The sequence below is a fragment of the Pseudomonas sp. zfem005 genome (assembly GCF_032621735.1).
Classification (GTDB): domain Bacteria; phylum Pseudomonadota; class Gammaproteobacteria; order Pseudomonadales; family Pseudomonadaceae; genus Metapseudomonas; species Metapseudomonas solani.
The window spans coordinates 466,695-491,989 of record NZ_JAVYJE010000002.1 but is presented as its reverse complement, the minus strand read 5'-3'; the positions used below and the strand labels follow the sequence as shown (position 1 = coordinate 491,989).

Annotated in this window: 26 protein-coding genes; 10 read left to right on the top strand and 16 right to left on the bottom strand. The window is 68.3% G+C overall.

Annotated elements, in window-relative coordinates:
- Positions 1-28 precede the first annotated feature (28 nt).
- On the top strand, positions 29-571 hold the full coding sequence (locus tag RTW82_RS06295) for a hypothetical protein (protein ID WP_184492043.1): 543 nt from the start codon (positions 29-31) through the stop codon (positions 569-571).
- Between the two features lie 89 nt (positions 572-660).
- Here the strand turns inward: RTW82_RS06295 and RTW82_RS06290 are convergent, their stop codons facing one another.
- From RTW82_RS06290 to RTW82_RS06245, 10 genes are all read right to left on the bottom strand, one after another.
- A complete protein-coding gene (locus tag RTW82_RS06290) occupies positions 661-897 on the bottom strand; it encodes a type II toxin-antitoxin system ParD family antitoxin (protein WP_316924573.1) in 237 nt (78 codons plus the stop codon).
- A gap of 76 nt (positions 898-973) precedes the next feature.
- Positions 974-1,288, bottom strand: a complete 315-nt coding sequence (locus RTW82_RS06285) for a hypothetical protein (RefSeq protein WP_316924572.1) — start codon at positions 1,286-1,288, stop codon at positions 974-976.
- A gap of 121 nt (positions 1,289-1,409) precedes the next feature.
- Complete coding sequence (locus tag RTW82_RS06280) at positions 1,410-2,009, bottom strand: hypothetical protein (RefSeq protein WP_316924571.1); 600 nt, start codon at positions 2,007-2,009, stop codon at positions 1,410-1,412.
- Between the two features lie 28 nt (positions 2,010-2,037).
- On the bottom strand, positions 2,038-2,658 hold the full coding sequence (locus RTW82_RS06275) for a GrpB family protein (protein WP_316924570.1): 621 nt from the start codon (positions 2,656-2,658) through the stop codon (positions 2,038-2,040).
- A 20-nt stretch (positions 2,659-2,678) separates the two neighbouring features.
- The gene (locus RTW82_RS06270; protein WP_316924569.1) at positions 2,679-3,182 is read right to left on the bottom strand and encodes a GNAT family N-acetyltransferase; all 504 of its coding nucleotides are present in this window, start codon (positions 3,180-3,182) and stop codon (positions 2,679-2,681) included.
- A gap of 10 nt (positions 3,183-3,192) precedes the next feature.
- A complete protein-coding gene (locus RTW82_RS06265; RefSeq protein WP_043244607.1) occupies positions 3,193-3,753 on the bottom strand; it encodes a DUF4136 domain-containing protein in 561 nt (186 codons plus the stop codon).
- A 222-nt stretch (positions 3,754-3,975) separates the two neighbouring features.
- A complete protein-coding gene (locus RTW82_RS06260; protein ID WP_316924568.1) occupies positions 3,976-4,596 on the bottom strand; it encodes a DUF4136 domain-containing protein in 621 nt (206 codons plus the stop codon).
- Between the two features lie 35 nt (positions 4,597-4,631).
- Positions 4,632-5,396: a methyltransferase domain-containing protein gene (locus tag RTW82_RS06255; protein ID WP_316924567.1), complete on the bottom strand. Its 765-nt coding sequence runs from the start codon at positions 5,394-5,396 to the stop codon at positions 4,632-4,634.
- Entirely contained in the window at positions 5,393-5,698 is a 306-nt protein-coding gene (locus RTW82_RS06250; RefSeq protein WP_021219718.1) for a nucleotide pyrophosphohydrolase, read from the bottom strand. Before RTW82_RS06250 ends, RTW82_RS06255 begins: the two co-directional genes overlap by 4 nt.
- A 60-nt stretch (positions 5,699-5,758) precedes the next feature.
- Positions 5,759-6,616, bottom strand: coding sequence for a MaoC family dehydratase (locus RTW82_RS06245; RefSeq protein ID WP_316924566.1), 858 nt, complete (start codon positions 6,614-6,616; stop codon positions 5,759-5,761).
- Positions 6,617-6,800: 184 nt separating this feature from the next.
- On the opposite strand from RTW82_RS06245, the gene RTW82_RS06240 reads away from it, so the two are divergent.
- Positions 6,801-7,802 carry an AraC family transcriptional regulator gene (locus tag RTW82_RS06240; protein WP_031287774.1) on the top strand — a complete coding sequence of 334 codons (1,002 nt, stop codon included), beginning with the start codon at positions 6,801-6,803 and terminating at the stop codon, positions 7,800-7,802.
- Between the two features lie 294 nt (positions 7,803-8,096).
- On the opposite strand, the gene RTW82_RS06235 is transcribed toward RTW82_RS06240, so the two are convergent.
- Positions 8,097-9,452, bottom strand: a complete 1,356-nt coding sequence (locus RTW82_RS06235; RefSeq protein WP_043244614.1) for a 3-oxoacyl-ACP reductase — start codon at positions 9,450-9,452, stop codon at positions 8,097-8,099.
- A gap of 180 nt (positions 9,453-9,632) precedes the next feature.
- Between RTW82_RS06235 and RTW82_RS06230 the strand changes: the two genes are divergently transcribed.
- Positions 9,633-10,910 (top strand): acetyl-CoA C-acetyltransferase, encoded by a 1,278-nt coding sequence (locus tag RTW82_RS06230; RefSeq protein ID WP_316924565.1) that lies wholly within the window; start codon positions 9,633-9,635, stop codon positions 10,908-10,910.
- A 115-nt stretch (positions 10,911-11,025) separates the two neighbouring features.
- Here RTW82_RS06230 and RTW82_RS06225 read toward each other — a convergent pair whose 3' ends face one another.
- Positions 11,026-12,039: a bile acid:sodium symporter family protein gene (locus RTW82_RS06225; RefSeq protein WP_316924564.1), complete on the bottom strand. Its 1,014-nt coding sequence runs from the start codon at positions 12,037-12,039 to the stop codon at positions 11,026-11,028.
- Positions 12,040-12,121: 82 nt separating this feature from the next.
- Between RTW82_RS06225 and RTW82_RS06220 the strand changes: the two genes are divergently transcribed.
- The 3 genes from RTW82_RS06220 (at position 12,122) to RTW82_RS06210 (ending at position 17,825) form a co-directional block, all read left to right on the top strand.
- Positions 12,122-12,910 (top strand): helix-turn-helix transcriptional regulator, encoded by a 789-nt coding sequence (locus RTW82_RS06220; protein WP_316924563.1) that lies wholly within the window; start codon positions 12,122-12,124, stop codon positions 12,908-12,910.
- A 195-nt stretch (positions 12,911-13,105) separates the two neighbouring features.
- Positions 13,106-16,627 (top strand): response regulator, encoded by a 3,522-nt coding sequence (locus RTW82_RS06215; protein WP_316924562.1) that lies wholly within the window; start codon positions 13,106-13,108, stop codon positions 16,625-16,627.
- Positions 16,628-16,640: 13 nt separating this feature from the next.
- Positions 16,641-17,825 carry a two-component system response regulator gene (locus RTW82_RS06210; protein ID WP_316924561.1) on the top strand — a complete coding sequence of 395 codons (1,185 nt, stop codon included), beginning with the start codon at positions 16,641-16,643 and terminating at the stop codon, positions 17,823-17,825.
- 3 nt (positions 17,826-17,828) lie between these two features.
- Here RTW82_RS06210 and RTW82_RS06205 read toward each other — a convergent pair whose 3' ends face one another.
- Both RTW82_RS06205 and RTW82_RS06200 read right to left on the bottom strand, forming a co-directional pair.
- Positions 17,829-18,110: a DUF2218 domain-containing protein gene (locus RTW82_RS06205; RefSeq protein ID WP_021219727.1), complete on the bottom strand. Its 282-nt coding sequence runs from the start codon at positions 18,108-18,110 to the stop codon at positions 17,829-17,831.
- A gap of 65 nt (positions 18,111-18,175) precedes the next feature.
- Positions 18,176-18,817, bottom strand: a complete 642-nt coding sequence (locus tag RTW82_RS06200) for an NAD(P)-dependent oxidoreductase (protein WP_316924560.1) — start codon at positions 18,815-18,817, stop codon at positions 18,176-18,178.
- Between the two features lie 109 nt (positions 18,818-18,926).
- On the opposite strand from RTW82_RS06200, the gene RTW82_RS06195 reads away from it, so the two are divergent.
- From RTW82_RS06195 to RTW82_RS06180, 4 genes are all read left to right on the top strand, one after another.
- A complete protein-coding gene (locus tag RTW82_RS06195; protein WP_316924559.1) occupies positions 18,927-19,820 on the top strand; it encodes a LysR family transcriptional regulator in 894 nt (297 codons plus the stop codon).
- A 72-nt stretch (positions 19,821-19,892) separates the two neighbouring features.
- Positions 19,893-20,786, top strand: a complete 894-nt coding sequence (locus tag RTW82_RS06190) for a PA4780 family RIO1-like protein kinase (protein WP_031287779.1) — start codon at positions 19,893-19,895, stop codon at positions 20,784-20,786.
- Between the two features lie 89 nt (positions 20,787-20,875).
- A complete protein-coding gene (bfr, locus tag RTW82_RS06185; RefSeq protein WP_021219731.1) occupies positions 20,876-21,340 on the top strand; it encodes a bacterioferritin in 465 nt (154 codons plus the stop codon).
- A 188-nt stretch (positions 21,341-21,528) separates the two neighbouring features.
- On the top strand, positions 21,529-22,431 hold the full coding sequence (locus RTW82_RS06180; protein WP_316924558.1) for an EamA family transporter: 903 nt from the start codon (positions 21,529-21,531) through the stop codon (positions 22,429-22,431).
- On the opposite strand, the gene cueR is transcribed toward RTW82_RS06180, so the two are convergent.
- A complete protein-coding gene (gene cueR / locus RTW82_RS06175) occupies positions 22,397-22,798 on the bottom strand; it encodes a Cu(I)-responsive transcriptional regulator (RefSeq protein ID WP_316924557.1) in 402 nt (133 codons plus the stop codon). The two genes, RTW82_RS06180 and cueR, sit on opposite strands and share 35 nt — an antisense overlap.
- 89 nt (positions 22,799-22,887) lie before the next feature.
- Entirely contained in the window at positions 22,888-25,290 is a 2,403-nt protein-coding gene (locus RTW82_RS06170) for a heavy metal translocating P-type ATPase (protein ID WP_316924556.1), read from the bottom strand.
- Between the last annotated feature and the right edge of the window lie 5 nt (positions 25,291-25,295).

Genomic DNA, 25,295 nt, shown 5'->3' with positions numbered 1-25,295 from the left:
AACCCCCAGCAAAAGGATGTGACACGCGATGACTCCCTATCTCTATGCCGGCGCCCGGGGCAACCTGATCCGCCAGCAGAAGAACGGCTGGCAGCAGGGCCTGACCGGCGCCGCCCGCTACTTCGTACACGGCACCGCGCTGACCCCTTCCGAGGTCCACCGGGGCGGAATCTCCCCGGACCACTCCACCGAATACCTGGTCGATGAAAACGACGCGGCCATCGCCGGCGGGCGGATGATCTTCACCTTCCCGGTCTGCGCCGGCGCCGGCCTGCCGGCCAATGCCGCCAAGTCCCCGGCGGTCGGCCAGCTGTGGGGCTTCAACGGTCATTGCTACGTATTCCTGGTACCGATCGGCACCACCTATTGGAGCCACGGCGGCACCCTCGGCAACGCCCAGGAAGTGGCCTTCCCCTATGAATTCGCCAGCGGCGACATCTACCAGTACTGGGCGCCGAGCAACAACTTCGTCAACCATGGCGGCGGTGGCGGGAGCCCCAGGACCAACTTCCAGAAGGTGCCCTGGAATGCCTACCTGGCATCGCGGGTCGCGGCGCTGGCCGCGATCTAGTCGGGTGGCATGGCGCCGTAGCCCGTGCTTCGGCGCTGGTCAGTCGACGTCCTGGCTGGGTCGCGCCCGTGGAACGACTGTCCTGGCCTTCATGCCTGGCCGTTGTGCACCCGGTTGCGCAGCGCCTCGAAGTAGTGCTCGTCAGCCGGGCCTTCAGGTGCGGAAGTGGCGCCTTCCAGCAGTAAGCCACGCAGGCGCTGGCGGTCTTGATCCTTACGAATCAGTTCGCATACGTATTCGCTGCTGGTGCCGTAGCCGCGTTGGCTGACCTGTTCATCGACGAAGCTCTTGAGGGCTTCGGGCAGGGAGATGGTCATGCTGCTCATTCGAGCTCTCCTTGTTGGCAAGTTTTGCCAATGAAGATTAATGCCAGGCTCTCCCGAACTATCTGCTAGCCAGGCATCAGTTGCCGATGATCCGAACGAGGTTGCCCAGCCCGAACATCAGGATGACGGTTATCCACAGGCCCTTGCAGAGGGGCGGCATGCGGCTGGGGCGCAGTTGCAGCAGCTGCCCCCTGGCGATCATCGGGTCGAAGGCGAGGGCGCTGAACAGGGCGATGCAGCCCAGCAGCTCGCAGAGGCTCTGCAGCATCGCCGCTACCTCGGTGAGGGCGAGGATGAAGGGCAGGGTGATCTGCACATAGGCCAGCACGAAACCGAGAAGGCAGATGACCGAGGCCCGCTGCCTGAGGCTGAGGGTGTTCCATTCCAGCATTGCGAAGAGCCTTGCACGCGCCTGTTTCCGAGGCGCCGGATCATACGTGAAGCGGGTCGGGGTGCGGCCGGGCGTGGTTCACCTTTGCGGAGCGTCCCGGGCTGAAGCCCGGGCTACGGTGCTATGGCCGGGTCTCGCAGGGCTCCAGGTAGGTGTTCACGACCTCCACGTTGGATTTGCCGATGTCGGGAACGGTTGTCCACGCAGGGCCCAAACTTTTGAAGTCGCCCGGGCTCGTCAGCTCGACGCTGGTGCCTGCATGGGGACCGCTGGTTATCAGTGCGCGAACGATGGAGACGTGGCCGGTTTCACCCTTGGGATAGTCGTAGAGGCCTGAAATCTTCATCTGGGTGCCCGGGTCTATCGGAGCGATCAGCGTCCGCTGTTTTTCGAACAGCGGCTTTTCCAGAAGCCGCTGATCCCATTTCTCCCTATCGCTCACGTAGTCGGCCCAGGACTTGGGAAACGCAAAGGGGGGTATGAAGCCGCTGGAGTAGATACGGGGTGGAGGATTGAACGCCTGGATGCCGGGGCAGAATTCACGCCCTCCAAGCCCGCCTGCCTTCAGGTCGGCGCAACGGGCCTCGAACAGAAACGAAGACAGCTTCACCGCGTAACAGGTGCTGGTGAGCACAGGTTGTTCAGCGGTGCGGTCGTAGACCCCATAGGCGGGGCAGCCTGACAGCGGGAGCGCTGCCAGCACTATCCAGTACGGTTTCATGTTCTTCACGTCCTTTGTGTTGTGGTACTCAGCCCTTCACCGGGCCGCCTTCATCGCCACCCTGTATCCCGCCCGCTTCATGCATGGCCGCCGTGGCGCGGCCGAGGATGGCGCCGACCACCTCGTCCTTGCCGGCGGTGTAGGCGTCGCGGTCGGTGGGGTAGCGCTCGGCGAGCTGGCGTTTGACCCGGGCGTATTCGGCGGCGTCCTCGGGGTGGGCGCGCAGGTGGTCGCGGAACAGCAGGTGACGCACGGCGTTGGCCTGGGTCATCACGTGCACATGGTGGGTGCGGCCTGTGCCCTTGGGTGGCATGCCCTTGACGAAGAACATGCGGTCGGTGGCCGGGTTGTCGCGCCAGAACTGGTAGCCGAGGGCTTCCAGCGGGGCGACCAGGCGCTGCCAGTCATAGTCGGGCGGGGGCAGCAGGAGAATATCGATGATGGGTTTGGCGGCGAGGCCGGGCACCGAGGTGCTGCCGTAGTGCTCCAGGCGCAGGCCGCGGATGCCCAGGGCGTCGCTGATGGCGGCGGCCTCCTCGTGGTAGCGCTGGGGCCACTCGGGGTTGGGGTCGACCACCTCGATGCGGTCGCTGTCGGCGTTGCTCCAGCGGGTGCCGTCGAAGGTGGGTTCATCGGTTTGCGGGGTCATCCCTGTTCCTTGTCTGGCGGTCAGTCGCCTGGGGTGAGTGCACGGTCCATCAGCACCAAGGCCACGCGCTGGCCGTCCGGGGCCTGGCGTTCGGCGATGCCGTTGAGTTGGTAGCCGAGGCGGGTGTAGAGCAGCAGCCCGGCGGCGTTGGCGTTGAAGCAGGAGATGCGCAGGCGGGTGGCGTGGTAGTGCTCGCGGGCGAGGTTTTCCATGACGCCCACCAGGTATTGGGCGACGCCATGGCCACGGGCCCAGGGGGCGACCATCAGGTTGCCCAGGGCACAGAAGTCGTTGTGCTGCCACTGGTAGAAGTTGGCGAAGCCGGCGACGCGGCCGTCCAGCAGCACCACGGTGTTGTCGCGGCGCTCGGCCATCACCGCGGCAAGCTGGCCGACGGTGAGCGGCCAGATGCCCTTGGGGTAGCAGAAGAACAGTTCGTCGCGGTCCTGGGGGAAGCCGACGACCTTGTCGAGGTCGGCGGCCTGGGCAGGACGGTGGCTGAGTACGGTGTCGAATGCGCTCATCGATGCTCGGTCAGTGCGGTGGGTATTGGGCGAGGACCTTGGCGACGGTCTCGCGGATGGCGGCCTCGCGCTCGGCCGGGGTCGGCGGGTCGGTGCGCATGATCTGCCCGGCGCTGCCGCGCCAGACGAGCTTGCCGTCCTTGCCGTCGTAGAGGTCGATCTGGATGGTGGCGACCTTGTAGTCGTAGGTGCGGGTCTCGGTCATGGCCGGGCCGCCCCAGTAGTTGCCCCAGTAACCGCCCCAGTAGCCGCCGTAGCCGGTGGTGACCTGCTGCTGGCGATCGTCGACGATCAGCCAGCTCTGCACCTTGAGGTCGCTGGCGGCGCCGTTGGCGGCAGGGCGCAGGCCGCGCTGGTCGAGCTGCTGGCCCACGGCCTCGCGGATGCGTTGTTCGGTGAGGTCGCTCTTGATGCGCGGGTCGTCGGGGCTGTACTGCAGCGCCGGCTCTTTCCAGCTCCAGCTGCGGTAGGCGGCGAAGTCGCGGTTGCGGTCGAAGTCGCGGTTGATCTCGTAGCTCTGGCAGGCGGCCAGGAGCAGGAGGGTGGAAGCGATGAACAGACGGCGGAACATGGTCATATCTCCTCTGCCGGAATCACTATCCAAGCGCAAGCCAGAGCGGCCGGCAAGAAGATTTCGTGCAAGCCCGCGACTGCTTCCATGTGGATCGTGACGGCGTGTTGCGGTTCCGTTCGTCGAGCGCCCGGAAAGGAACATGGTGCAGGGAGGGAGTGGTAGATCGCTCCGCCCACCCCCGGGTGAGGCGGGAGGGGCGGAGGCGCCGGGCGTTAAGGGTCAGCGGGGCGGGTAGTTGTCCAGGGCTTCCCTGATGGCTTCGCGCAGTGCGGTGGTGCGGTCGCTGCGGCTGCCGCTGGCGTCGCTCTCGGCGCTGCCGCTCCACACCGGCTGGTTGTCGCGGGCGTCGTAGAACTCCAGGTAGACCACCGCCACTTCCTGCTCGTAGGTGCGCACCAGGGGCACCGTGGCCCAGGCGCCGTACTGGTCGCGGTAGGGGCCATTGCCGTAGTAGGCGCCGCTGGAGTCGTTGTACTGGCGCAGGCGCTTCTCGAACCGCAGGCTGGCGGCGACCTTGAGGTCGGCGCTGGCCGGCTCGCGGGATTGGCGCAGGCCGTGCTGGTCCAGCCCGGAGTTGACGATGTCGACCATCTGCTCCGGCGTCGCCCAGCTGTTGCCGGCGGGCAGGCGGCCGTTGAGCCAGGTCCAGTTGCGGTAGCGGCCGAAGTCGCGCGGGGCCGCCGGGTAGGCGGAGCGGTCGAAGGTGGTGGCCGCCTCCGGCGGGGCCGGCGGCATCGGCTTGGATTCGGCCTTGTAGGGGTTCTGGCTCTGGCAGGCGGCGAGGGCCAGCAGGCCGAGGGCGGCAAGGGCGTTACGGGCAGCAGGGGCAGTGCGTTTCATGGGGCCTCCGTCGAGGCGAGCCTGTGGGGGCTCTCTTATTGGGGTCTGCAGATCCAGTGCAGGTACCGTCCCAGCCCCATGAAGCTTGGGTGGCGACGGTGGGCCAGCTCCATTTCCAGGAGGTCGACCAGCTCGGCCTTGGCCTGGAATTCACTCGGCATGTAGTCATGGAAAACCCGCACGCCGCTCTGGGTTTCGACCTTCCACAACCCCTCGAGTTGCCCGGCCAGTTCCCGTGGGTCCAGCGGTTGCTGCGGGGTCAGGCTCTGGCCTTCGCCGGCGAAGCGGTTGCGTCGCAGCTTGCGGAAATGGCCCTTGAGCAGGTTGCGGTAGATCAGTGCATCCCGATTGTAGAACGCCAGGGACAACCAGCCGCCCGGCGCCGTCAACTGGTGCAGCACCGGGAGGATGGCGTGGGGCTCGGCGAGCCACTCCAGCACGGCGTGGCAGAGCACCAGGTCGTAGGGCTCGGTGAACTGGCCGAGCAGGTCCTGCCAGGGCGCCTGGATGAAGGTGGCCTCGACGCCGGCTGCGGCGAAGCGCGCGCGGGCGCCTTCGAGCATGGGTTCGGCAGGTTCGGCGAGGGTGACCTGGTGGCCGCGCTGGGCCAGCCACAGGCTCATGTGGCCGAGCCCGGCGCCCACGTCGAGCACCCGCAGCGGGCGCTCGGGCAGGGCTTCGGCGAGGTCGGCCTGGAGCACCGCCAGGCGGATGGCGCCCTTGGCGCCGCCATAGATCTTCTCGGCGAAGCGCGTGGCGAGTTCGTCGAAGTGACGGTCGTCGGTGGTCGGGGCGCTCATTGGACGAAGCGCCTCTCGCTGTCGGCCAGCTTGGCGCGTACCGCCTGCTCCATGTCGATGCCCAGTTCGCTGCACATCAGCAGCAGGTAGAGGACGATGTCGCCCACTTCCTGGCCGGCGTGTTCGAGCGTGGCGGCGGGCAGCTGGCGGGACTGGTCCTCGCTGAGCCACTGGAAGATTTCCACCAGCTCGGCCATTTCGACGCTGGCGGCCATGGCCAGGTTCTTCGGGCTGTGGAATGGCCGCCAATCGTTGTGGTCACGGATGGCGTGCAGGCGTTGGGTCAGTTCTGCGAGGTTCATGCGGCTCTCCTGGAGCCGCATAGCTTGGTGCGCCGGCTGGCGCCGCGCAAGCCTCGGCCGTCAGCCCTGCAGCGGGCCCCAGCTGCCGGCCATGTGCGGCAGGTCATCCTTGCCGCGCAGGGCGAACTGGCCCTCGGCGGCGGGGGCGCTGGCCAGCAGGCGCACCTCGGCGGGCAGCAGCACCGGCTTCTGGAAACGCACCTCCACTTCGTAGGCGGCATCGGGCAGGCGCGAGGCGAGGGCGGCCAGGGTGCGCGCCTTGTTCCACAGGCCATGGGCGATGGCGCGGGGGAAGCCGAACAGCTTGGCGGTGGGCGCCGACAGGTGGATCGGGTTGTAGTCGCCGGCGACCTTGGCATAGCGCCGGCCGATGTCCGCCGGGGCGCGCCAGTGGTCGATCTCCTCCAGGGGCAGGGCTTCGCTTTCGGCGCGCTCGGGGGCGTTGCCGTCCAGGCGCATGCCACGGAAGAGGATGCGGCTGTCACCTTCCCAGAGCAGGCCGAGCTGGTCTTCCAGGCGGGTGATCAGGCTGAAGGTCACGCCCTTGTCGTGGGGGCGCAGGCCTTCCACCGCGACACTGACGCGGAAGGGGCCGAGGCCGCCGAGGGTGCGCAATACGCGGATACGATTTTCCAGGTGTACCAGGCCCAGCAGCGGGAAAGGGAAGCGCTTGTCGGTGAGCAGCTGCATCTGCAGCGGGAAGGCGAGGATGTGCGGGTAGGTGGGCGGCAGCTGGCCGTTGTCCTTGAAACCGCAGACCTGCCGGTAGCGCGCCAGGTGCCGGGCATCCACGTCCACCTGGCTGCGCAGGCCGAGGTCCGGCAGGGTGCGGCCGGTGGCGCCACGGCGCAGGGCCGCGCGGGCGAACAGGCCGGGCAGGGCGGGTGGGGCAGGCAGGTCGAGCCAGTCGGTGGCCATGGGCAGTCTCCTCGTTGCGGAACGGTGCAGCTTAGCCGCCCGCAGGCGGGGTGCATTGGCCGTGGGGCAAGCGCGGCTGGCAGGCGAGTCAATCCGTCTGCAATCGCTATCCGCGCCTTGAGCGGGGGGCCTGAAGATGCATAAGATGGCCCCCGCCCCGCATAACAAGAATATTCAGAAAATGATGCGTGATCTGACCGACGACGTGGCGCTAATGCGCCCGGTGATCGACGCCCTGCGAGCCAGCGGTGCCGACCCTGACAAGGTGCTGGTGCGTGTCGGCCTGCCGCCGGGCGGGCTGCCCGCCGGCCGTTTCCCCCATACGGCGCAGACCCTGTTCTGGAAAGCCGCCGCCGAGGAATGCGCCGAGGAGCACGTCGGCCTGCACCTGGCCGGGCACCTGCCGGCCTTCCACGGGCTGCTGCTCGAATACCTCTTCCTCTCCAGCGAGACCTTCGGCGAAGGCCTGCGCCACGCCCTGCGCTACGTGCGCCTGCTGTCCGACACCCTCAACGCGCGCCTGGAAGTCGAAGGCGAGCGCGCCGTGCTGTCCCTGGGGCAGGACGCCAGCATCAACCGCCATTTCCCGGAGATGCTCGCCGGCGCGGTGATCCGCCTGTTCGACGCCCTGACCGAAGGCGACTTCAAGGCCTGCGAAGTGCAACTGATGCACACCGAAGGCGCGGCTGCCGAGCGTTACCAGACGGTGTACGGCTGCCCCGCACGCCTGGGCGCCGAGCGCTATGCCCTGGTGTTCGACGCCGCGGTGCTGGACAAGCCCTCGCGCCACGCCGCCCCGGAACTGCTGCGCATGCACGAATCCCTGGCCCGCCGCCAACTGGCCGAAGTGGAGCGCCTGGACCTGGTGCGCAAGGTGCGTGAATTGATCGGCGAACTGCTGGTGGACGGCGGCGCGACCCTGGAACAGGTCGCCGCCCGCCTCAACATGCCCGCCCGCCGCCTGCGCGAACGCCTGGCCATGGCCGGCGTTCGCTTCAACGACCTGGTCACCGACTACCGCTGCCGCCTGGCCAAGGAACTGCTGCTGAAAACCGACGAGCGCATCGAAGTGATAGTCGAGCGCACCGGCTTCTCCGAACCGAGCACCTTCTACCGTGCGTTCAAACGCTGGGTGGGGGAGACGCCGGTGGAATTCCGCAGGCGGGGGAAGCCAGCGGGGAACTAGCTGGAAGCTAGAAGCCTGAAGCTGGAAGCTGGAAGCAGGGTTCTGCGCGTAGGGTGGGCTTCAGCCCACCGATCACACCGCAACGTCAAAGCCGGGCACACAGGTCCCGGCTTTTTTCTTGTCGCTTGTCGCCAGCTGGAAGCTAGAGGCCTGAAGCTGGAAGCGGGGGTCTGCGCGTAGGGTGGGCTTCAGCCCACCGGTTACATCGCTGGTGGGCTGAAGCCCACCCTACAAGTGACAACCAGCTCCCAGCCCCCAAAGCTCTTTCTTCCAGCTTCCAGCTTCCAGTTGCTTTTACGCTCCAAGCAGACTTTGCCCACACACCCTCATCACCTGCCCGGTCAACGACCCCGAGCTGGGCTGGGCGAACCAGGCGACGGCTTCGGCGACGTCCTGGGGCAGGCCGCCCTGGCTCATGGAGTTCATGCGGCGGCCGGCTTCGCGGATGGTCAGGGGGATGGCGGCGGTCATCTGGGTTTCGATGAAGCCCGGGGCCACGGCGTTGATGGTGATGCCGCGCTTGCCCAGGGCCGGGGCCCAGGCCTGTGCCAGGCCGATGACGCCGGCCTTGCTCACCGCGTAGTTGGTCTGGCCCATATTGCCGGCGATGCCGCTGATGGAGGCGATCAGCACCACGCGGCCGTTGTCGTGCAGCTTGCCGGCGTCGAGCAGGGCCTGGGTCAGCACCTGCGGGGCGTTGAGGTTGACGTTGATCACCGAGTCCCAGAAGGCATCGCTCATCTTCGCCAGGGTCTTGTCACGGGTGATGCCGGCGTTGTGCACCACGATGTCGAGGCCGTCCGGCAGCGCTTCTACCAATTGCGCGGCGGCGTCGGCGGCGCAGATGTCCAGGGCGATGCCACGCCCGCCCAGGCGTGCGGCCAGGGCGTCGAGGGAGTCCTTGGCCTGGGGCACGTCCAGCAGCACCACGTCGGCGCCGTCACGGGCCAGGGTTTCGGCGATGGCCGCACCGATGCCGCGGGAGGCGCCGGTGACCAGCGCCTTCAGGCCATTGAGCGGGCGGCTCCAGTCCTTGACCTGGGCGCTGCTGGCGGAGAGGCGCAGCACCTGGCCGGAAACATAGGCGCTCTTGGGCGAGAGGAAGAAGCGCAGGGCGCCTTCGAGCTGGTCCTCGGCACCCTTGCCGACGTACACCAACTGCACGTTGCCGCCCCGGCGGATTTCCTTGCCCAGGGAGCGGGTGAAGCCTTCCAGGGAGCGCTGCACGCTGGCGGCCACGGTGTCCTTCAGCGACTCCGGCGGGCGGCCCAGCACCACCACGCGCGGGCACTTGCCCAGGCCCTTGAAGGCCGGCTGGAAGAAGTTGCGCAGCTCGATCAGCTGCTCGAAGCGGGTCAGGCCGCTGGCGTCGAACACCAGTGCCTTGAGTTTCGGGCCGTGCTCGGCGGTCCAGCGGGTCAGGCCGAAGCGGCCTTCCTCGGTGGCGAAGGATTGGTCGGTGAGCTTGTTCAGCACGCCGCTGGCGGCTTCGGCCAGGGCCCCCTCACCGCCCAGCAGCAGGGCGCCATCCACCGGCCGGGTGCGGCCCGCCATCCAGCGCTCCAGGCGCATCGGCGCGGGCAGCCCGAGGGCGCCGACCAGGCGTCGGCCGGCGTTGGAGTTGGCGAAGGCGAGATAACGGTCGGACATGGGGGCAGGCTCCTGCACGCATAAATGAAGTGGGGCTCACTCTACGCAGACAACACAATCGCGCAATTGACCGTGTTGACCACTCTGTTGGCAAGGCGGCCAATGCGACGGCCAGGCGGGCGACTAGTCTTGTCGCCAACGTTGCGCACCGCAATCCATTCCCCAGGCAAGGAGTCACCCATGACCCAGCTGCGCCGGGTCGCCATCGTCGGCGGCAATCGCATTCCGTTCGCCCGTTCCAACACGGTGTACGCCACCGCCACCAACCAGCAGATGCTCACCAGCGCGCTGGAAGGCCTGGTGGAGCGCTACAACCTGCACGGCGAGCGCATCGGCGAGTTCGTCGCCGGTGCCGTGCTCAAGCATTCCCGTGACTTCAACCTGGCCCGCGAATGCGTGCTGGGCTCGCGCCTGGCGCCGGAAACCAGCGCCTATGACATCCAGCAGGCCTGCGGCACCGGCCTGGAGGCGGCCATCCTGATCGCCAACAAGATCGCCCTCGGGCAGATCGACAGCGGCATCGCCGGCGGCGTCGACACCACCTCCGACGCGCCCATCGGCGTGCACGAGGAGCTGCGCAAGATCCTCCTGGAAGCCAACCGCGGCAAGACCACCGGCGACAAGATCAAGAGCCTGCTCAAGGTGCGCCCGCGCCACCTGGCGCCGCACATCCCGCGTAACGGCGAGCCGCGTACCGGGCTGTCCATGGGCGAGTCCTGCGAGCTGATGGCGCAGACCTGGTCCATCCCCCGTGACGAGCAGGACGCCCTGGCCGTGGCCAGCCACCAGAAGCTCGCCGCGGCCTATGCCGAAGGCTGGCAGAACGACCTGCTGACCCCCTTCCTCGGCCTGACCCGCGACCAGAACCTGCGCGCGGACATCAATCCGGAGAAGCTCGCCACCCTCAAGCCGGTGTTCGACAAGGGCCCGCGCGGCACCATGACCGCCGCCAACTCCACCCCGCTCACCGATGGCGCCTCCGTGGTGCTGCTGGCCAGCGAGGAGTGGGCCAAGGCGCGCGGGCTGCCGATCCTCGCCTACTTCAAGGACGGCGAAGCGGCGGCGGTGGACTTCGTCGGTGGCAAGGAAGGCCTGCTGATGGCGCCGGTCTACGCGGTGCCGCGCCTACTGGCGCGCAACGGCCTGACCCTGCAGGACTTCGACTACTACGAAATCCACGAGGCCTTCGCCGCCCAGGTGCTCTGCACCCTCAAGGCCTGGGAAGACGCCGACTACTGCAAGACCCGCCTCGGCCTCGACCAGCCGCTGGGCTCCATCGATCGCAGCAAGATGAACGTCAAGGGCAGCTCCCTGGCTGCCGGCCACCCCTTCGCGGCCACCGGCGGGCGCATCGTCGCCAACCTGGCCAAGCTGCTTTCGGTGGCGGAAAAGGGGCGCGGGCTGATCTCGATCTGCGCCGCAGGCGGGCAAGGTGTGACCGCGATCATCGAAAAGTAATCCAATACCCGTGACCGCAATCCATCGCGGGTCACATGATGTATGCAACTCCGTGATTTAGGGCGGCCCACAGGTTGGGCCGCCCTTTTTTTCGCGTGCTTTTCGAGGGCGGGTGTCAGGCCGCGCTCGCCTGCGCCTGGCTCAGTTCGCGGCCACGGTTGGCATAGCGCTCGGCCATCACCGAGCAGACGATCAGCTGCATCTGGTGGTAGAGCATGATCGGCAGCAGGATCAGGCCCAGCGCCGGGTTGGCGCCGAAGATGATCGCCGCCATGGGCGCGCCGGCCGCCAGGGATTTCTTGGTGGCGCAGAACACCGCGGCGATCTCGTCCTCGTGGTTGAAGCCCAGCGCCCGCGCCGAGCGTGTGGTGGCCCAGAGCATCAGCGCCAGCAGCAGGGCGCTGCCGATGAAGGCGATGACCAGGGTTTCCGGCCCTTGTTGTTGCCAGATGCCGCCGGCCACCGAATCGCTGAACGAGGCGAACACCAGCAGCAGGATCACCAGCTTGTCGAACACCGCCGTGTAGCGCTTGTAGCGGGCGAAGAATTTGCCCCACAGCGGGCGCAGCGCCTGGCCCAGTACCAGCGGCAGGAGCAGCAGCAGGCTCAGGTCGATCAGCGTCTTGCCCAGGTCGATGCCGCCATTGGCGTCAGCCACCAGGCTGATCAGCCAGGGCGTCAGGAACACCCCCAGCAGGCTCGACAGGCTGGCATTGAGAATGGCCGCCGGCACGTTGCCGCCGGCGCTGCCGGTCAGCGCCACCGACGAGGAGATAGTCGAGGGCAGGGCGCAGAGGTAGAAGAAGCCCAGCATCAGGGCCGGCGGCAGTTGCTTGCCGAACAGCTTGTCCACCGCCAGCCAGGCCAGCGGGAACAGGGCGAAGGTGAAGACCTGCACCATGATGTGCAGGCGCCAGTTGCTCAGGCCCTTGCGGATCTGCTCGGTGGACAGGTTGATGCCGTGCAGGAAGAACACCAGGAACACCCCGGCGTTGATCAGGCTCTCGGCATGCAGCACGCCGCCGTGGCGGCCGATGTCCGGGAACAGCCAGGCCAGTGCCACGGCCACGAGCATGCCGCCGAGGAACCAGTCGGTGACCAGGCGCTTGAGGGGGTTGAGTGCCGACATGGGGCCTCCGTGCAGCGAACGGGATTGAGGCCGCAGGTTAACGGGCGCAGAATCCGACCGTCTAACGACAGCGGATCAGAAGATGTCGCCAAACGGACAGATCGACCTGCAACGCAGCATTCCCAGCCTCGACGTGCTGCCCCGGCCGCTCTATGCGCGGGTGGAAAGCCTGCGCGCCGGCTCCTGGACGGCGCGCCACAGCCACGACTGGGTGCAGCTCTCCTACGCCATCAGTGGCGTGCTCGGCGTGCACACTGCCGCGGGCAGCTTCTTCGCCCCGCCGCACTGGGCGATCTGGGTGCCGGCCGGGCTGGAGCACGAAGTGGTCACCTCGATGAATGCCGAGATGCGCAGCCTCTACGTGCGCGGCGACGCCTGCGCCTGGGCACCGGACCATTGCCGGGTGCTGGAGGTGACGCCGCTGGCCCGCGAGCTGATCAAGGGCTTCTGCGAGCTGCCGGTGGAATACCCAGAGGGCGACTGCCCCGAAGCGCGCCTGGTGGCGGTGCTGCTGGATCAGCTGCGCGCCTTGCCGGAGGCGGGCTTCTCCCTGCCCATGCCCGCCGAGCCGCGCCTGCTGCGCCTGTGCAACGAACTGGTGGCGCAGCCCGACCTGGCCCGCCCCCTGGGTGAATGGGCCAGCCTGCTGGCCACCTCGGAAAAGACCCTGATGCGCGCCTTCCAGCGCGAGACCGGCCTCAGCTTCCGCCAATGGCGCCAACGCCTGCGCCTGCTCGCCGCCCTGCAACCGCTGGAGCAGGGCCACAGCGTCACCCAGGTCGCCCTCGGCAGCGGCTACGACTCGCCCTCGGCCTTCATCGCTGCCTTCAAGGGCCTGTTCGGCGTCACACCGGGCGAACTGTTCCGCTGAGGCTCGACGCCTCTCCCCTGTTCGGGGCTCTCCGGCTGGCTGGCGGCTTGTAGGGTGGACCCCGCTTCACCGGTCCACCGAGCGGAGTTGCAGGCGCGCTCGGGCGCTCGGCGCCACTGAACTCGGCACCTCACCTTTCCAACCCCCTGCCGCTGGCTAAGCTGAACTGCGGTGGACGAGCACAAGGAAAGACCCATGTTGCGTGCCTCTGTATGGCTGCTGCTGATGCTGCTGGCATCCCTGGCCCTGGGCGGAAACGAGCGGCTCGAGTTCGACGCCGACGAGGCCGCCTGGCTGCAGGACCATCCGCGCATCCGCGTGGGGGTGCCGCGCCATGGCTGGCCGCCCTTCGACCTGATGGAGTCCGACGGCAGCTACCAGGGCATCAGCGCCGACTTCCTGCGCCTGGTGGGCGAGCGCCTCGGGCTGGGTATCGAACCGGTCTATTTCGATGACTGGCAGCAAGCCCAGGACGCCCTGCGTGAGCGCCGCGTGGATGTGCTGCCGTCCATGGCCAGGCTCCCAGCGCGGCAGAGCTGGGCAGCCTTCAGCGAGCCCTACCTGATCAGCACCAGCCTGCTTTTCACCCGCCGCGAAAGCGCCCTCCAGGGGGTGGCCGACCTGGCCGGCAAGCGCGTTGCGGTGGAACGCGGCTATGCGGTGCAGGCCATGCTCCGTGAGCGTGCGCCGGGGGTGCTGCTGGTGGAGACCGCCGACACCGAGGCGGCGCTGCGGGCGGTGTCGTCCGGGCGTGCCGACGGCTACGTGGGCAACATGATCGTCGCCAGCTACCTGATCCGGCAGTTCAACCTGAGCAACCTGGAGCTGCGCGGCGAATCCGGCCTGGGCAGCAGCGAGCTGCATTTCGGCGTGCGCCGCGACTGGCCGCAGCTGGCCGGCCTGATCGACCACGCCCTGGCCAGCATCGACCGCGAGGAGCGCGAGGCGATCATGGATCGCTGGCTGCCGCCGCTCACCGAGTTCAACTGGCGCAAGGCCGCCGAGGTGGGCTGGCCGTTCGCCCTGGGGGTGATCGTCCTGGTGGGCTTCGTGCTGCTGTGGAACCGTCGCCTGGCGGTGCAGGTGGAGGAGCGCTGCCGTGCCGAAGCCGAGGCCGAACGCCAGCGCAGCACCCTGCTGGCGCTGGTCAATGCCATTCCCGACCCGATCTGGTTCAAGGATGCCGACGGCCGCTACCTGGGGGCCAACCAGGCCTTCGCCGATCTCATCGGCCAGAGCCGCGACGCCTTGCAGGGCCGCACCGATGCCGAGTTGCTGCCCACCGAGCGGGCGCGCATGCGCCTGATCCAGGACCAGGCGGCCCTGGCCCTGAGCCTGCCCTTCGAGAGCGAGGACTGGGTGGTGCAGCGCGACGGCCGCAAGGTGCTGTTCGACACCGTGCGCGCCACCTTCCACGACGACAAGGGCCAGTTGCTGGGCCTGGTGGGCGTCAGCCGTGACGTCACCGCGCGCAAGCACAGCGAGGAAGCCCTGGAGCAGGCCAAGGAGCTGGCCGAGGAAGCCGCGCGGACGAAGGCCGACTTCCTGGCCAACATGAGCCATGAGATCCGCACGCCGATGAACGCCATCATCGGCATGACCCACCTGGCCCTGAAGACCGACCCCGAACCGCGCCAGCGCGAATACCTGGGCAAGATCCAGCAGGCCAGCCAGCACCTGATGGGGGTGATCAACGACATCCTCGATTTCTCCCGCATCGAGGCCGGCAAGCTGAGCGTCGAGCGCATCGACTTCGACCTGCAGCTGGTGCTGGAGAACCTCTCCGGGCTGATCAGCGAGAAGGCCGCCTGCAAGCGCCTGGAGCTGGTGTTCAACATCGACCCGCAACTGCCCCTGCAACTGGTGGGTGACCCGTTGCGCATCGGCCAGATCCTCATCAACTACGCCAACAACGCGGTGAAGTTCACCGAACAGGGCGAGGTGGAAGTGATCGTCCGTGGCGAGCACCGGCGTGGCGATGAGCTGGAGCTGTACCTGGCGGTGCGCGACACCGGCATCGGCCTGGATGCCGAGCAGCAGGGACGGCTGTTCGAGTCCTTCCAGCAGGCGGACAACTCCACCACCCGGCGCTATGGCGGCTCCGGGCTGGGCCTGGCCATCTGCCGGCGCCTGGCCGAGGCCATGGACGGCGCCGTGGGCGTCGACAGCCGGGTGGGCATCGGCAGCCTGTTCTGGTGTCGCCTGCCGGTGCAGGTATCGGCCCGGCAGCCCAATGAGTTGTTGTTGCAGCCCGACCTGCTCGACCGCCGCGTGCTGGTGGTGGACGACAACGATGCCGCGCGCCAGGTGATCAACGACATGCTCGCCAGCCTGGCGCTGCGGGTGGAGGCGGTGCAATCCGGCGAGGAAGCGCTGCTGCGGGTGGCCGAGGCGGAGCGCGAGGACGACCCCTTCGAAATGGCCTTCATCGACTGGCAGATGCCCGGCCTGGATGGCGTCGAGACCGCCCGCCGCCTGCACCGCCTGGGCCTGCGCAAGCCACCGCGGATGCTGCTGGTCACCGCCCACGGCTTCGATGACCTGGGGGAGACCGCCAAGGCCGGCATAGACGAGGTCCTGCACAAGCCGCTCAACCCTTCGGTGCTGCTGGAGGCGTCGCTGACCAGCCTGGGGCGCCGTGGGGGCAACCCGCCGCCACCCAGTACCGCCGCGCTGCTGGACGCCATGCCGCGCTTCGACAACCAGCGTGTGCTGCTGGTGGAGGACCACGCGCTGAACCGCGAAGTGGCCACCGCCTTGCTGGAGGAAAGCGGCCTGCTCATCGACCAGTCGGAGAACGGCCTGGATGCCGTCGACCGCCTGCGCTGGCAGCCGCCGGGCTACTACGCGCTGGTGCTGATGGACATGCAGATGCCGGAGATGGACGGCCTGGAAGCCACCCGCGAACTGCGCCGCGAACCGCGCTTCCTCGACTTGCCGATCATCGCCATGACCGCCAACGCCCTGCCCGGCGACCGCGAGCGTTGCATCGAGGCGGGCATGAACGACCACGTCAGCAAACCCATCGAACCCCTGGAGCTGTGGGCCACCCTCAGCCGCTGGTTGCGGGGCTCACGGGGGCTGGGCGAGCCGCCCAAGCCGGTGGTGGCGAATCTGCCCGACTGGGTGTTGCCGGGGGTGGATATCGCCAGCGGCCTGCGCCGGGTGCTGGGCAAGCAGCAGGCCTACCTCGGCTTGCTCGGCAAGTTCGCCAGGGGCCAGCGGGCGTTCATCGCCAGCCTGCGCCAGGCACTGGGTGATGGCGATCGCGACAGCGCCGAACGCCTGGCCCACAGCCTGCGCGGGCTGGCGGGCAACCTCGGGGCGACGGCGCTGCAGGCCCAGGCCGAAGCCCTGGAGCGCAGCATTCATCAGGGTGCGCGCCTGGCCCAGCTGGAGCGCCAGATGCTGGAGCTGGAACCGCCGCTGCTGGCGCTGGTCCGAGCCATCGACGAGCTGCTGCGCGAGCAGCGACCGGAACCGGCCGCCGCCCCCTACGACCCGGCGCGCCTGGCGCCCCTGTGCAAGCGCCTGGCGCAGTTGTTCGAGGACGACGACCCGCGCGCCGGCAAGCTCTTCGAGGAACAGGCGGAATTGCTCCGCAGCGCCTTCAATGAAGGTTACGGGCCGCTGGAGTCGGCGGTGCGCAGCTACGATTTCGAGTCGGCGCTGGTGGTCCTGCGGGAGATGGCGGGGCAACGCGACATTTCACTTTGACGAGGTGCGGCAGATGGTCGGCATGCTGGACAGATCGGAGCGCGAGGTGATCCTGGTGGTGGACGACACCCCGGACAACCTCGAGCTGATGAGCGAGCTGCTGATGGACCGCTACCGGGTCAAGGTGGCCGGCAGCGGCGCCAAGGCGTTGAAGATCGCCGCCGGGCACATGCGCCCGGACCTGATCCTGCTCGATGTGATGATGCCGGAGATGGACGGCTACGAAGTCTGCGCGCGGCTCAAGGCCGATGCCGTCACCCGTGATATCCCGGTGATCTTCCTCACCGCCCGCAGCGAAATGGCCGACGAGCAGAAGGGCTTCGACCTGGGCGCGGTGGACTACATCACCAAGCCCATCAGCCCACCCATCGTCCTGGCGCGGGTGCAGGCGCAGCTGCAGCTCAAGGCCACGGCCGACTTCCTGCGCGACAAGAGCGAATACCTGGAGCTGGAGGTGCGCCGCCGTACCCGCGAGATCCAGCACCTGCACGACGCCACCATCGAAGCCCTGGCCGGCCTCGCCGACATGCGCGACAACCCCGACGGCAACCACCTGGTGCGCATCGAGCTGTACATGCGCCTGCTGGGCACGGCGCTGGCGCGGCAGCAGCCGGGCATGGCCGAGGAACTGACCGAGGAGCGCATCAACCTGATGGCGAAATCGGCCTTGCTGCACGACATCGGCAAGGTGGCGCTGCCCGATCGCGTGCTGCTCAACCCCGGGCAACTGGAAGGCGACGACCTGCGCCTGATGCAGAGCCACACCCGACTCGGCCGCGAAGCCCTGGAGCGCGCCGAAGCGCGGCTGGGCGGCCGCGAGCAGAGCTTTCTCGGCTACGCCAAGGAAATCCAGTACGGGCACCACGAGCGCTGGGACGGCTCGGGTTATCCACAGGGCCTGCGCGGTGACCAGATACCCCTCGCGGCGCGCCTGATGGCGGTGGTGGACCACTACGACGGGCTCACCAGTTACCACCCCTATCGCAGCAGCCTGAGCGGCGACGCGGCGGTGATGCGCATCAGCGCCGGCAGCGGCAGCGAGTTCGACCCGCTGGTGGTGATGGCCTTCCTCGAAGTGGCCGACGGCTTCGCCCTCATCGCCCAACGCCACGCCGACAGCCGCGCCGCCATCGACGGCGAACTGCAGCGCCTTGAAGACTCCATCGCTGAAAGCATCGAGCTGACGTTGCCGGAGTGAGGCTTAGCGCCAGTCGAGCTGCAGCGCCTCCTGCCAGGCGAAGCGTTCGAAGTGGCTGGCGATCACGTCCTTCATCTTTTCCAGGTTCGCCGTGTCGGCGGCTTCGACCTTGAGGGTCAGGCCGCCGGCTTCGGCGTGCAGCAGGCCGATGCCGAAGTCGAACTCGATGCGCCCCTGGTGCTCGTCGAAGCTGACCGGGATGCGGTGGGCGAAGTGCTTGCACAGGCGGCTGATGTAGCGCGCCGGGGTGTCGGTGACGACGTGCGCGGAGGCGGTGAGGCTCATGGGCTGCTCCTTGTGGATAAGGGGGTGCGGTGGGCCGCCGGAAGCGGGCCCACCCTGCGCCGGAATCAGTAGCCGACGGTGAAGCGCTGGCGGATGTGCTGCGGGTTTTCCAGCTCGTCGACGATGGCCACGGCCAGGTCGGCCACCGAGACGCTGGCCGGGTGGTCGCCGTCCATCAGCAGCTCGTTGCCGCCGATACGGAAGCGGCCGGTGCGTTCACCGGGCTGCAGCAGCGCGGGCGGCGAGATGAAGCTCCAGTCCAGGGCGGTTTCGGCCTGGATCAGGTTCAGCGCCTGGCGCGCGCCTTCGGCGCCTTCCTTGTATTCGGCGGGGAAGTGCGGGGTGTCGATCAGCTGTACGCCGGGGGCGACATAGAGGCTGCCGGCACCGCCGACCACCAGCAGGCGGCGGACGCCGGACTGATTGGTGGCGGCGAAGATCGAGCGGGTGCCGGCGATGAACTGCTCGCGGATGTCCTCGCGGCCCCAGCCGGGGTTGAAGGCGTGGACGACGGCGTCATGCCCGGCCAGTTGCGACGCGGTGGCGGCCGAGTCGTGGATGTCGGCCTGCAGCGCCTTCAGGTGTTGGTGGGCGGCGAGTTTTTCCGGGTGGCGCACCAGGGCGGTGACCTGGTGGCCGCGTTGCAGGGCTTCGGCGAGTACGGCGGAACCGACGAAACCGCTGGCACCGATAAGGGCGATCTTCATGGTGTTCTCCTGGAGCTGGGTGAGTGATTCGAGGTGCTGCATCATCGCTGCTGGATAATCGACGGAAAAAGTGGCAGAAAGCGCTTTCACAATTAAGCGGTGCTTACGAATGGAGCAGCTCAAGCGCATGGCGGTGTTCGCCACGGTGGTGGAGAAAGGCTCGATGGTGGCGGCCGGGGAAGCCCTGGGCATGAGCGCCTCGGCGGTCAGCCAGCAGATCCGCAAGCTGGAGGAGTCGACCCGGGTCAGCCTGCTCCACCGCACCACCCGCAAGCTCACCCTGACCGAGGCCGGCAGCCTGTTCTACCGCAGCTGTGCGCAGGTGCTGGAGCTGGCGCAACAGGCCGAGCAGCGCCTGGCCGAGCTGCGCGATGCGCCGGTGGGGGAGTTGCGCATCGCCGCCCCGGTGGGCTTCTCCGGGCGCTTCATGACTGACGCCCTGGCACCGTTGCTGGAGGCGCACCCCGGGCTGAGCCTGCGGCTGTTCTTCCATGACGAGCAGATCGACCTGGTGGAGCAGCGCATCGACATGGCGGTGCGTGTCGGCAAGCTGGAGGACTCCAGCCTGGTGGCGCGGCATATCGGTGATTGGCCGATGCTGCTGTGCTGCGCGCCGGCCTACCTGGCCCGCCACCCCGGCGTCACCCGCCCCGAGCAACTGCTGGCACTGGATTGGGTGAGCCTGGGCAGCGACCGCCAGCAGGGCCCGGTGACCCTGCACGGGCCGGGTGGCGAGGTGCAGCGCCTGCGCATCGAGAGCCGGGTGGTGTGCAACAACATCCTCTCCACCCGCAGCTTCACCCTGGCCGGCTTCGGCCTGTCGCTGCAGCCGGAGCCGGAAGTGCGTGACGAACTGACCAGCGGTCGCCTGCTGCGGGTGCTCCCGGATTGGCGCACCGACCCCGTCGGCATCCACATCGTCACCCCGCGCCGCGATGCCCAGCCGGCCAAGGTGCGCTATGCCATGGATGCGCTGCGCCACAGTCTGCAGCGCGGCGGATAGTCGCGGGGGCGCGCATGCCGTATAAAGTCGGACGATGTCCGCCCGTAAACAGAGGATTGGCTACAAAGCAGCATGAAGACTCCAAAACGCATTGAACCTTTGGTGGAAGACGGCCTGGTCGACGAAGTGGTCAGGCCCCTGATGAGTGGTAAGGAAGCGTCGGTCTACGTTGTGCGTTGTGGCAGCGAGTTGCGTTGCGCGAAGGTCTACAAGGAGGCCAACAAGCGCGGTTTCCGCCAGGCCGCCGAGTACCAGGAAGGGCGCAAGGTGCGTAACAGCCGCGACGCCCGGGCCATGGCCAAGGGCTCCAAGTACGGGCGCAAGGAACAGGAAGAGAACTGGCAGAACGCCGAGGTCGCGGCGCTGTTCCGCCTGGCTGCTGCCGGCGTGCGCGTGCCCAAACCCTATGACTTCCTCGATGGCGTGCTGTTGATGGAGCTGGTCACCGATGGCTACGGCGATGCCGCGCCGCGCCTCAATGACGTCGACCTGACGCCCGAGGACGCCCGCGAATTCCACGGCTTCATGATCGGCGAGATCGTCAAGATGCTCTGCGCCGGCCTGGTCCACGGCGACCTGTCCGAGTTCAACGTCCTGCTCGACCCCTACGGCCCGGTGATCATCGACCTGCCGCAGGCGGTGGATGCCGCCGGCAACAACCACGCGTTCCGCATGCTGGAGCGTGATGTCGGCAACATGGCCGCGTATTTCGGGCAGTTCGCCCCGGAATTGCTCTACACGCGCTATGCCAAGGAAATGTGGGCGCTCTACGAGGACGGCAAGCTGACCCCGGAAACACCGCTCACCGGCCAGTTCGACGAGCCGGAGGACGCCGCTGATGTCGACTCGGTGATGCGCGAGATCAAGGCCGCCCTGGCCGAGGAAGCGCGGCGCCAGGCGTTGCTCAACGAGGACGAGGACAAGGCCCGCGACGAGCCGCCGCCCCCGCCCTGGATGCAGAATTGAGGCTGCGGCATCGGCTCGCTTGACCGGGGCCGATCCGCGCAGGACCATTACGCGCTCGAATCACCGCGTTTGCAGGGGAGAACACACGAATGCAAGGGCAAGCCGAAGTAGTCGAATACCTCAAGGACCTGCTGCGGGGCGAGCTGGCCGCTCGCGACCAGTACTTCCTGCACTCGCGCATGTACGCCGACTGGGGCTTCACCAAGCTCTTCGACCGGATCAACCACGAGATGGAGGAGGAGACCGAGCACGCCGATGCCCTGCTCAAGCGCATCCTCTTCCTCGAAAGCACCCCGGACATGTCGCCCAAGCCGATCCACCCGGGCGCCACGGTGCCGGAGATGCTGCGCGCCGACCTCCAGCTCGAGTACGACGTGCGCGCCGCCCTGAGCAAGGGCATCACCCTGTGCGAGAAGCACAAGGACTACATCAGCCGCGACATCCTCGCCCTGCAGCTGCAGGACACCGAGGAAGACCACGCCTACTGGCTGGAACAGCAGTTGGGCCTGATCGACCGCGTGGGCCTGCAGAACTACCTGCAATCCCAGGGCTGATTGCGTCCGCACCGGGTCCCGGAAAGCCCCCGGCGGGGCGTCTACCCAGGTAGATGCGCCTCCGGGGGCTTTTTCATGGGCGCCGAGCCGCGCCGGCGCTCCTGTATCCCGCCATTAGCGGGCATCTGTATCCATACAAGCGGCCGATGACCTGCTAGCGTGGCCAGCCCGCTATACGAGTGCCCGCCATGCCCTTGCCGCACATCCTTCTCGCCCTGTTGGTGACCCTGGTCTGGGGCGTCAACTTCGTGATCATCAAGCTTGGCCTGGCGGAATTCCCGCCGCTGCTGTTCTGCGCCCTGCGCTTCGGCCTGGCGGCCACGCCGCTGCTGTTCCTGCGCGGGCCGATGCCGGCACCGCTGTGGCGCATCGTGCAGATCGGCCTGCTGCTGGGGGTGTTCAAGTTCGGCGTGCTGTTCATCGGCATGAAGATCGGCATGCCCGCGGGGCTCACCTCCCTGGTGCTACAGAGCCAGGTGTTCTTCACCATCCTCATCGCCGCCCTGTTGCTGGGCGAGCGGCCCAGCCGGCGCGGGGTGCTGGGCCTGGCGCTGGCGGCGTCCGGGCTGGTGCTGATCGGCCTGGAGCGGCCCATGGGCGACAGCCTGCTGGCCTTCGCGCTGGTGCTGGTGGCGGCCCTGGCCTGGGCGTTCGCCAACATCGCCACCAAGCGCGCGGGCGCCACCGACATGCTGCGGCTGATCTGCTGGGTGAGCCTGGTGCCGCCGCTGCCGTTGCTGGCGCTGTCCTGGGTGTTCGAGGGGCCGCAGGCGATGGCCGCAGCCTTCGAGCACGCCACCCTGGTGGGCTACGGCTCGCTGCTGTTCGTGGCCTTCGGCGCCACCACCCTGGGCTTCGCCATCTGGAGCTTCCTGCTCAGCCGCCACCCGGCGAGCCTGGTCACCCCCTTCGCCCTGGCGGTGCCCATCTCCGGGCTGCTGTCCGGCTGGTTGCTGCTGGACGAGGCGCTGAGCCCGGCGGGCTGGCTGGCCTGCGTCATCGTCTTCGTCGGCCTGGCGATCACCGTGCTGCCCAAGGGGCTGCTGGGCCGCCTGGTCAGTGGCAGCAGCCGCCCGACTCCAGGTCCTTGAGGATCGGGCAGTCGGGGCGGTGATCGCCCTGGCAGTGATCCACCAGTTCCTGCAGGGTGTCGCGCAGCCCCGCCAGCTCGGCGATCTTGCGGTTCAGCTCGGTGATGTGGTCGCGGGCCAGTGCCTTGACGTCGGCGCTGGCGCGGTCACGGTCCTGCCATAGCTGCAGCAGCTTGCCGACTTCCTCCAGGGAGAAGCCCAGGTCCCGCGAGCGGCGGATGAAGGCCAGGCTGTGCAGGTCCTGCTGGCTGTACTGGCGGTAGCCGCTGTCGCTGCGCCCGGCCTCGGGCAGCAGGCCGATGGATTCGTAGTAGCGGATCATCTTCGCGGTGAGCCCGCTCTTCTTCGCGGCCTGGCCGATGTTCATGCATCTGTCCTCTTGGGTTGAGGTGTCCGGGCGCCCCGTGGGGGGCGCTTGGCGAATGAATCCGCCCCTGCCAGAACAGCGTCCTGGCGTCAGTCTTCCTTGGGTTCGTCCCCGGCCGGCTTCCAGGTCTTCAGCAGCAGGGCGTTGCTCACCACGCTGACGCTGGAGAGTGCCATCGCGGCGCCGGCGACCACCGGGTTGAGCATGCCGGCGGCGGCGAGGGGTATGCCCACCAGGTTGTAGATGAAGGCCCAGAACAGGTTCTGGCGGATCTTGCCATAGGTGCGCCGGGCGATCTCCAGGGCAGCGGGCACCAGGCGCGGGTCGCCACGCATCAGGGTGATGCCGGCGGCATGCATGGCCACGTCCGTGCCGCCACCCATGGCGATGCCGACGTCCGCCGCCGCGAGGGCCGGAGCGTCGTTGATGCCGTCGCCGACCATCGCCACCACCGCGCCACCGGCCTTGAGCCGCGCCACTTCGGCGGCCTTGTCGGCGGGCAGCACTTCGGCATGCACGTCGTCGATGCCCAGCGCCTCGGCCACCACCCGGGCACTGCCACGGTTGTCGCCGGTGATCAGGTGGCTGGCGATGTGGCGTTCCCGCAGGGCCTGCACGGCGTCGCGGGCACCGTCCTTGAGGCTGTCGCCGAAGGCGAACAGGCCGATCACCCGCACCTCGGGTTGCAGTTCCAGCAGCCAGGAGAGGGTACGGCCCTGGGCTTCCCAGGCCGTGGCCGATTCCAGCAGGGCGCCGCCATCGAGCCCCTGTTCCTCCAGCAGTCGACGGTTGCCCAGTGCCAGCAGGCGGCCCTCGACCCCGCCTCGGATGCCGCGCCCGGTGAGGGACTGGCTGTCGTTCACCTCGGGCACCGTCAGCCCGCGCTCGTCGCAGGCGTCCAGCACCGCCTTGGCCAAAGGGTGTTCGCTGCCGCGCTGTAGGGCACCGGCCCATTGCAACAAGGCGGCTTCGTCGCCATCGGCGGCCGCCAGGTTGGTGATGCGCGGGGTGCCGGAGGTGAGGGTGCCGGTCTTGTCGAAGGCCACGGCCGTCACCGCGTGGGCGACCTCCAGGGCTTCGGCGTCCTTGATCAGGATGCCGTGGCGGGCGGCGACGCCGGTGCCGGCCATGATCGCCGTCGGCGTGGCCAGGCCGAGGGCGCAGGGGCAGGCGATCACCAGCACGGCGACGGCGTTGATCAGCGCGGTTTCCAGGGGCGCGCCGGCCAGCAGCCAGCCGCCGAGGGTGGCCAGGGCGATCAGCAGCACCGCCGGGACGAACACCTGGCTGACCCGGTCCACCAGCTTCTGGATCGGCGCCTTGGCCGCCTGGGCGTCTTCCACCAGGCGGATGATCCGCGCCAGCACCGTCTCGCCGCCCAGGGCGGTGGTGCGCACCCGCAGGCGCCCCTCGCCGTTGATGGCGCCGCCGGTGACGCGGTCGCCGGGGGCCTTGGGCACCGGCAGGCTTTCACCGCTGATCAGGGCCTCGTCGGCATGGCTCTGGCCTTCCAGCACCTCGCCGTCCACCGGGAAGCGTTCGCCCGGCTTCACCAGCACCTCGTCGCCCAGGCGCAGTTCGGCGATGGCGATCTCTTCCTCGCGGCCGTCGCGCAGGCGGATGGCGCGCTCGGGGCGCAGGGCTTCCAGGGCGCGGATGGCGGCGCTGGTCTGGCGCTTGGCGCGGCTCTCCAGGTACTTGCCCAGCAGCACCAGGGCGATGACCACGGCAGAGGCTTCGAAATACAGGTGCGGCACGTGGCCGGGGTGGGCGGTGGCCCACTGGTAGAGGCTCAGGCCGTAGCCGGCGCTGGTGCCGATGGCCACCAGCAGGTCCATGTTGCCGGCGCCGGCGCGCACGGCCTTCCAGGCGGCGCGGTAGAAGCGCGCACCGAGGATGAACTGCACCGGGGTGGCCAGGGCGAACTGCGCCCAGGCTGGCAGCATCCAGTGCAGGCCGAAGGGTTCCAGCAGCATCGGCAGCACCAGGGGTAGCGCCAGGGCCAGGGCGATGCACAGCGCCCAGCGTTCGCGGCGCAGGCGGCTGGCGCTGTCGTCGCCGGGCTGTGTGGCGGCATCCAGGGCGCGGGCGTGGTAGCCGGCCCGCTCCACGGCCTGCAGCAGCGTGCTGCGCTCCACTTCGCCGAGCAACAGCAGGTGGGCGCGCTCGGTAGCCAGGTTCACCGTCACCTCGCCCACCCCCGGCACCTTGGCCAGGGCGCGTTCCACACGGCCCACGCAGCTGGCGCAGGTCATGCCGTCGATGGCCAGTTCCAGGCGCTGGCCGGGCACTGCGTAGCCGGCACCTTCCACCGCTGCGCGCAGGGCCGGCAGGCTGTCGCCCGGTGCTTCTATGCGGGCGCGCTCGGTGGCCAGGTTGACGCTGGCGGCCTTCACCCCCGGCACCTTGGCCAGGGCACGCTCCACGCGCCCGGCGCAGCTGGCGCAGGTCATCCCGGCAATCGGCAGGTCGAACGAAACGGATGGATTCATGGGCA

Excerpts from the sequence above, each read along its gene's own strand:
- RTW82_RS06205 (WP_021219727.1), bottom strand. The coding sequence starts at position 18,110 with ATGAGCCTCACCGCCTCCGCGCACGTCGTCACCGACACCCCGGCGCGC.
- RTW82_RS06235 (WP_043244614.1), bottom strand. The coding sequence starts at position 9,452 with ATGTCCGACCGTTATCTCGCCTTCGCCAACTCCAACGCCGGCCGACGC.
- cueR (WP_316924557.1), bottom strand. The coding sequence starts at position 22,798 with ATGAACATCGGCCAGGCCGCGAAGAAGAGCGGGCTCACCGCGAAGATG.
- RTW82_RS06180 (WP_316924558.1), top strand. The coding sequence starts at position 21,529 with ATGCCCTTGCCGCACATCCTTCTCGCCCTGTTGGTGACCCTGGTCTGG.
- RTW82_RS06245 (WP_316924566.1), bottom strand. The coding sequence starts at position 6,616 with ATGGCCACCGACTGGCTCGACCTGCCTGCCCCACCCGCCCTGCCCGGC.
- RTW82_RS06275 (WP_316924570.1), bottom strand. The coding sequence starts at position 2,658 with ATGACCCCGCAAACCGATGAACCCACCTTCGACGGCACCCGCTGGAGC.
- RTW82_RS06200 (WP_316924560.1), bottom strand. The coding sequence starts at position 18,817 with ATGAAGATCGCCCTTATCGGTGCCAGCGGTTTCGTCGGTTCCGCCGTA.
- bfr (WP_021219731.1), top strand. The coding sequence starts at position 20,876 with ATGCAAGGGCAAGCCGAAGTAGTCGAATACCTCAAGGACCTGCTGCGG.
- RTW82_RS06280 (WP_316924571.1), bottom strand. The coding sequence starts at position 2,009 with ATGAAACCGTACTGGATAGTGCTGGCAGCGCTCCCGCTGTCAGGCTGC.
- RTW82_RS06260 (WP_316924568.1), bottom strand. The coding sequence starts at position 4,596 with ATGAAACGCACTGCCCCTGCTGCCCGTAACGCCCTTGCCGCCCTCGGC.
- RTW82_RS06240 (WP_031287774.1), top strand. The coding sequence starts at position 6,801 with ATGCGTGATCTGACCGACGACGTGGCGCTAATGCGCCCGGTGATCGAC.
- RTW82_RS06265 (WP_043244607.1), bottom strand. The coding sequence starts at position 3,753 with ATGTTCCGCCGTCTGTTCATCGCTTCCACCCTCCTGCTCCTGGCCGCC.
- RTW82_RS06250 (WP_021219718.1), bottom strand. The coding sequence starts at position 5,698 with ATGAACCTCGCAGAACTGACCCAACGCCTGCACGCCATCCGTGACCAC.
- RTW82_RS06225 (WP_316924564.1), bottom strand. The coding sequence starts at position 12,039 with ATGTCGGCACTCAACCCCCTCAAGCGCCTGGTCACCGACTGGTTCCTC.
- RTW82_RS06285 (WP_316924572.1), bottom strand. The coding sequence starts at position 1,288 with ATGCTGGAATGGAACACCCTCAGCCTCAGGCAGCGGGCCTCGGTCATC.
- RTW82_RS06255 (WP_316924567.1), bottom strand. The coding sequence starts at position 5,396 with ATGAGCGCCCCGACCACCGACGACCGTCACTTCGACGAACTCGCCACG.
- RTW82_RS06210 (WP_316924561.1), top strand. The coding sequence starts at position 16,641 with ATGGTCGGCATGCTGGACAGATCGGAGCGCGAGGTGATCCTGGTGGTG.
- RTW82_RS06215 (WP_316924562.1), top strand. The coding sequence starts at position 13,106 with ATGTTGCGTGCCTCTGTATGGCTGCTGCTGATGCTGCTGGCATCCCTG.
- RTW82_RS06195 (WP_316924559.1), top strand. The coding sequence starts at position 18,927 with ATGGAGCAGCTCAAGCGCATGGCGGTGTTCGCCACGGTGGTGGAGAAA.
- RTW82_RS06220 (WP_316924563.1), top strand. The coding sequence starts at position 12,122 with ATGTCGCCAAACGGACAGATCGACCTGCAACGCAGCATTCCCAGCCTC.
- RTW82_RS06190 (WP_031287779.1), top strand. The coding sequence starts at position 19,893 with ATGAAGACTCCAAAACGCATTGAACCTTTGGTGGAAGACGGCCTGGTC.
- RTW82_RS06290 (WP_316924573.1), bottom strand. The coding sequence starts at position 897 with ATGAGCAGCATGACCATCTCCCTGCCCGAAGCCCTCAAGAGCTTCGTC.
- RTW82_RS06170 (WP_316924556.1), bottom strand. The coding sequence starts at position 25,290 with ATGAATCCATCCGTTTCGTTCGACCTGCCGATTGCCGGGATGACCTGC.
- RTW82_RS06270 (WP_316924569.1), bottom strand. The coding sequence starts at position 3,182 with ATGAGCGCATTCGACACCGTACTCAGCCACCGTCCTGCCCAGGCCGCC.
- RTW82_RS06230 (WP_316924565.1), top strand. The coding sequence starts at position 9,633 with ATGACCCAGCTGCGCCGGGTCGCCATCGTCGGCGGCAATCGCATTCCG.
- RTW82_RS06295 (WP_184492043.1), top strand. The coding sequence starts at position 29 with ATGACTCCCTATCTCTATGCCGGCGCCCGGGGCAACCTGATCCGCCAG.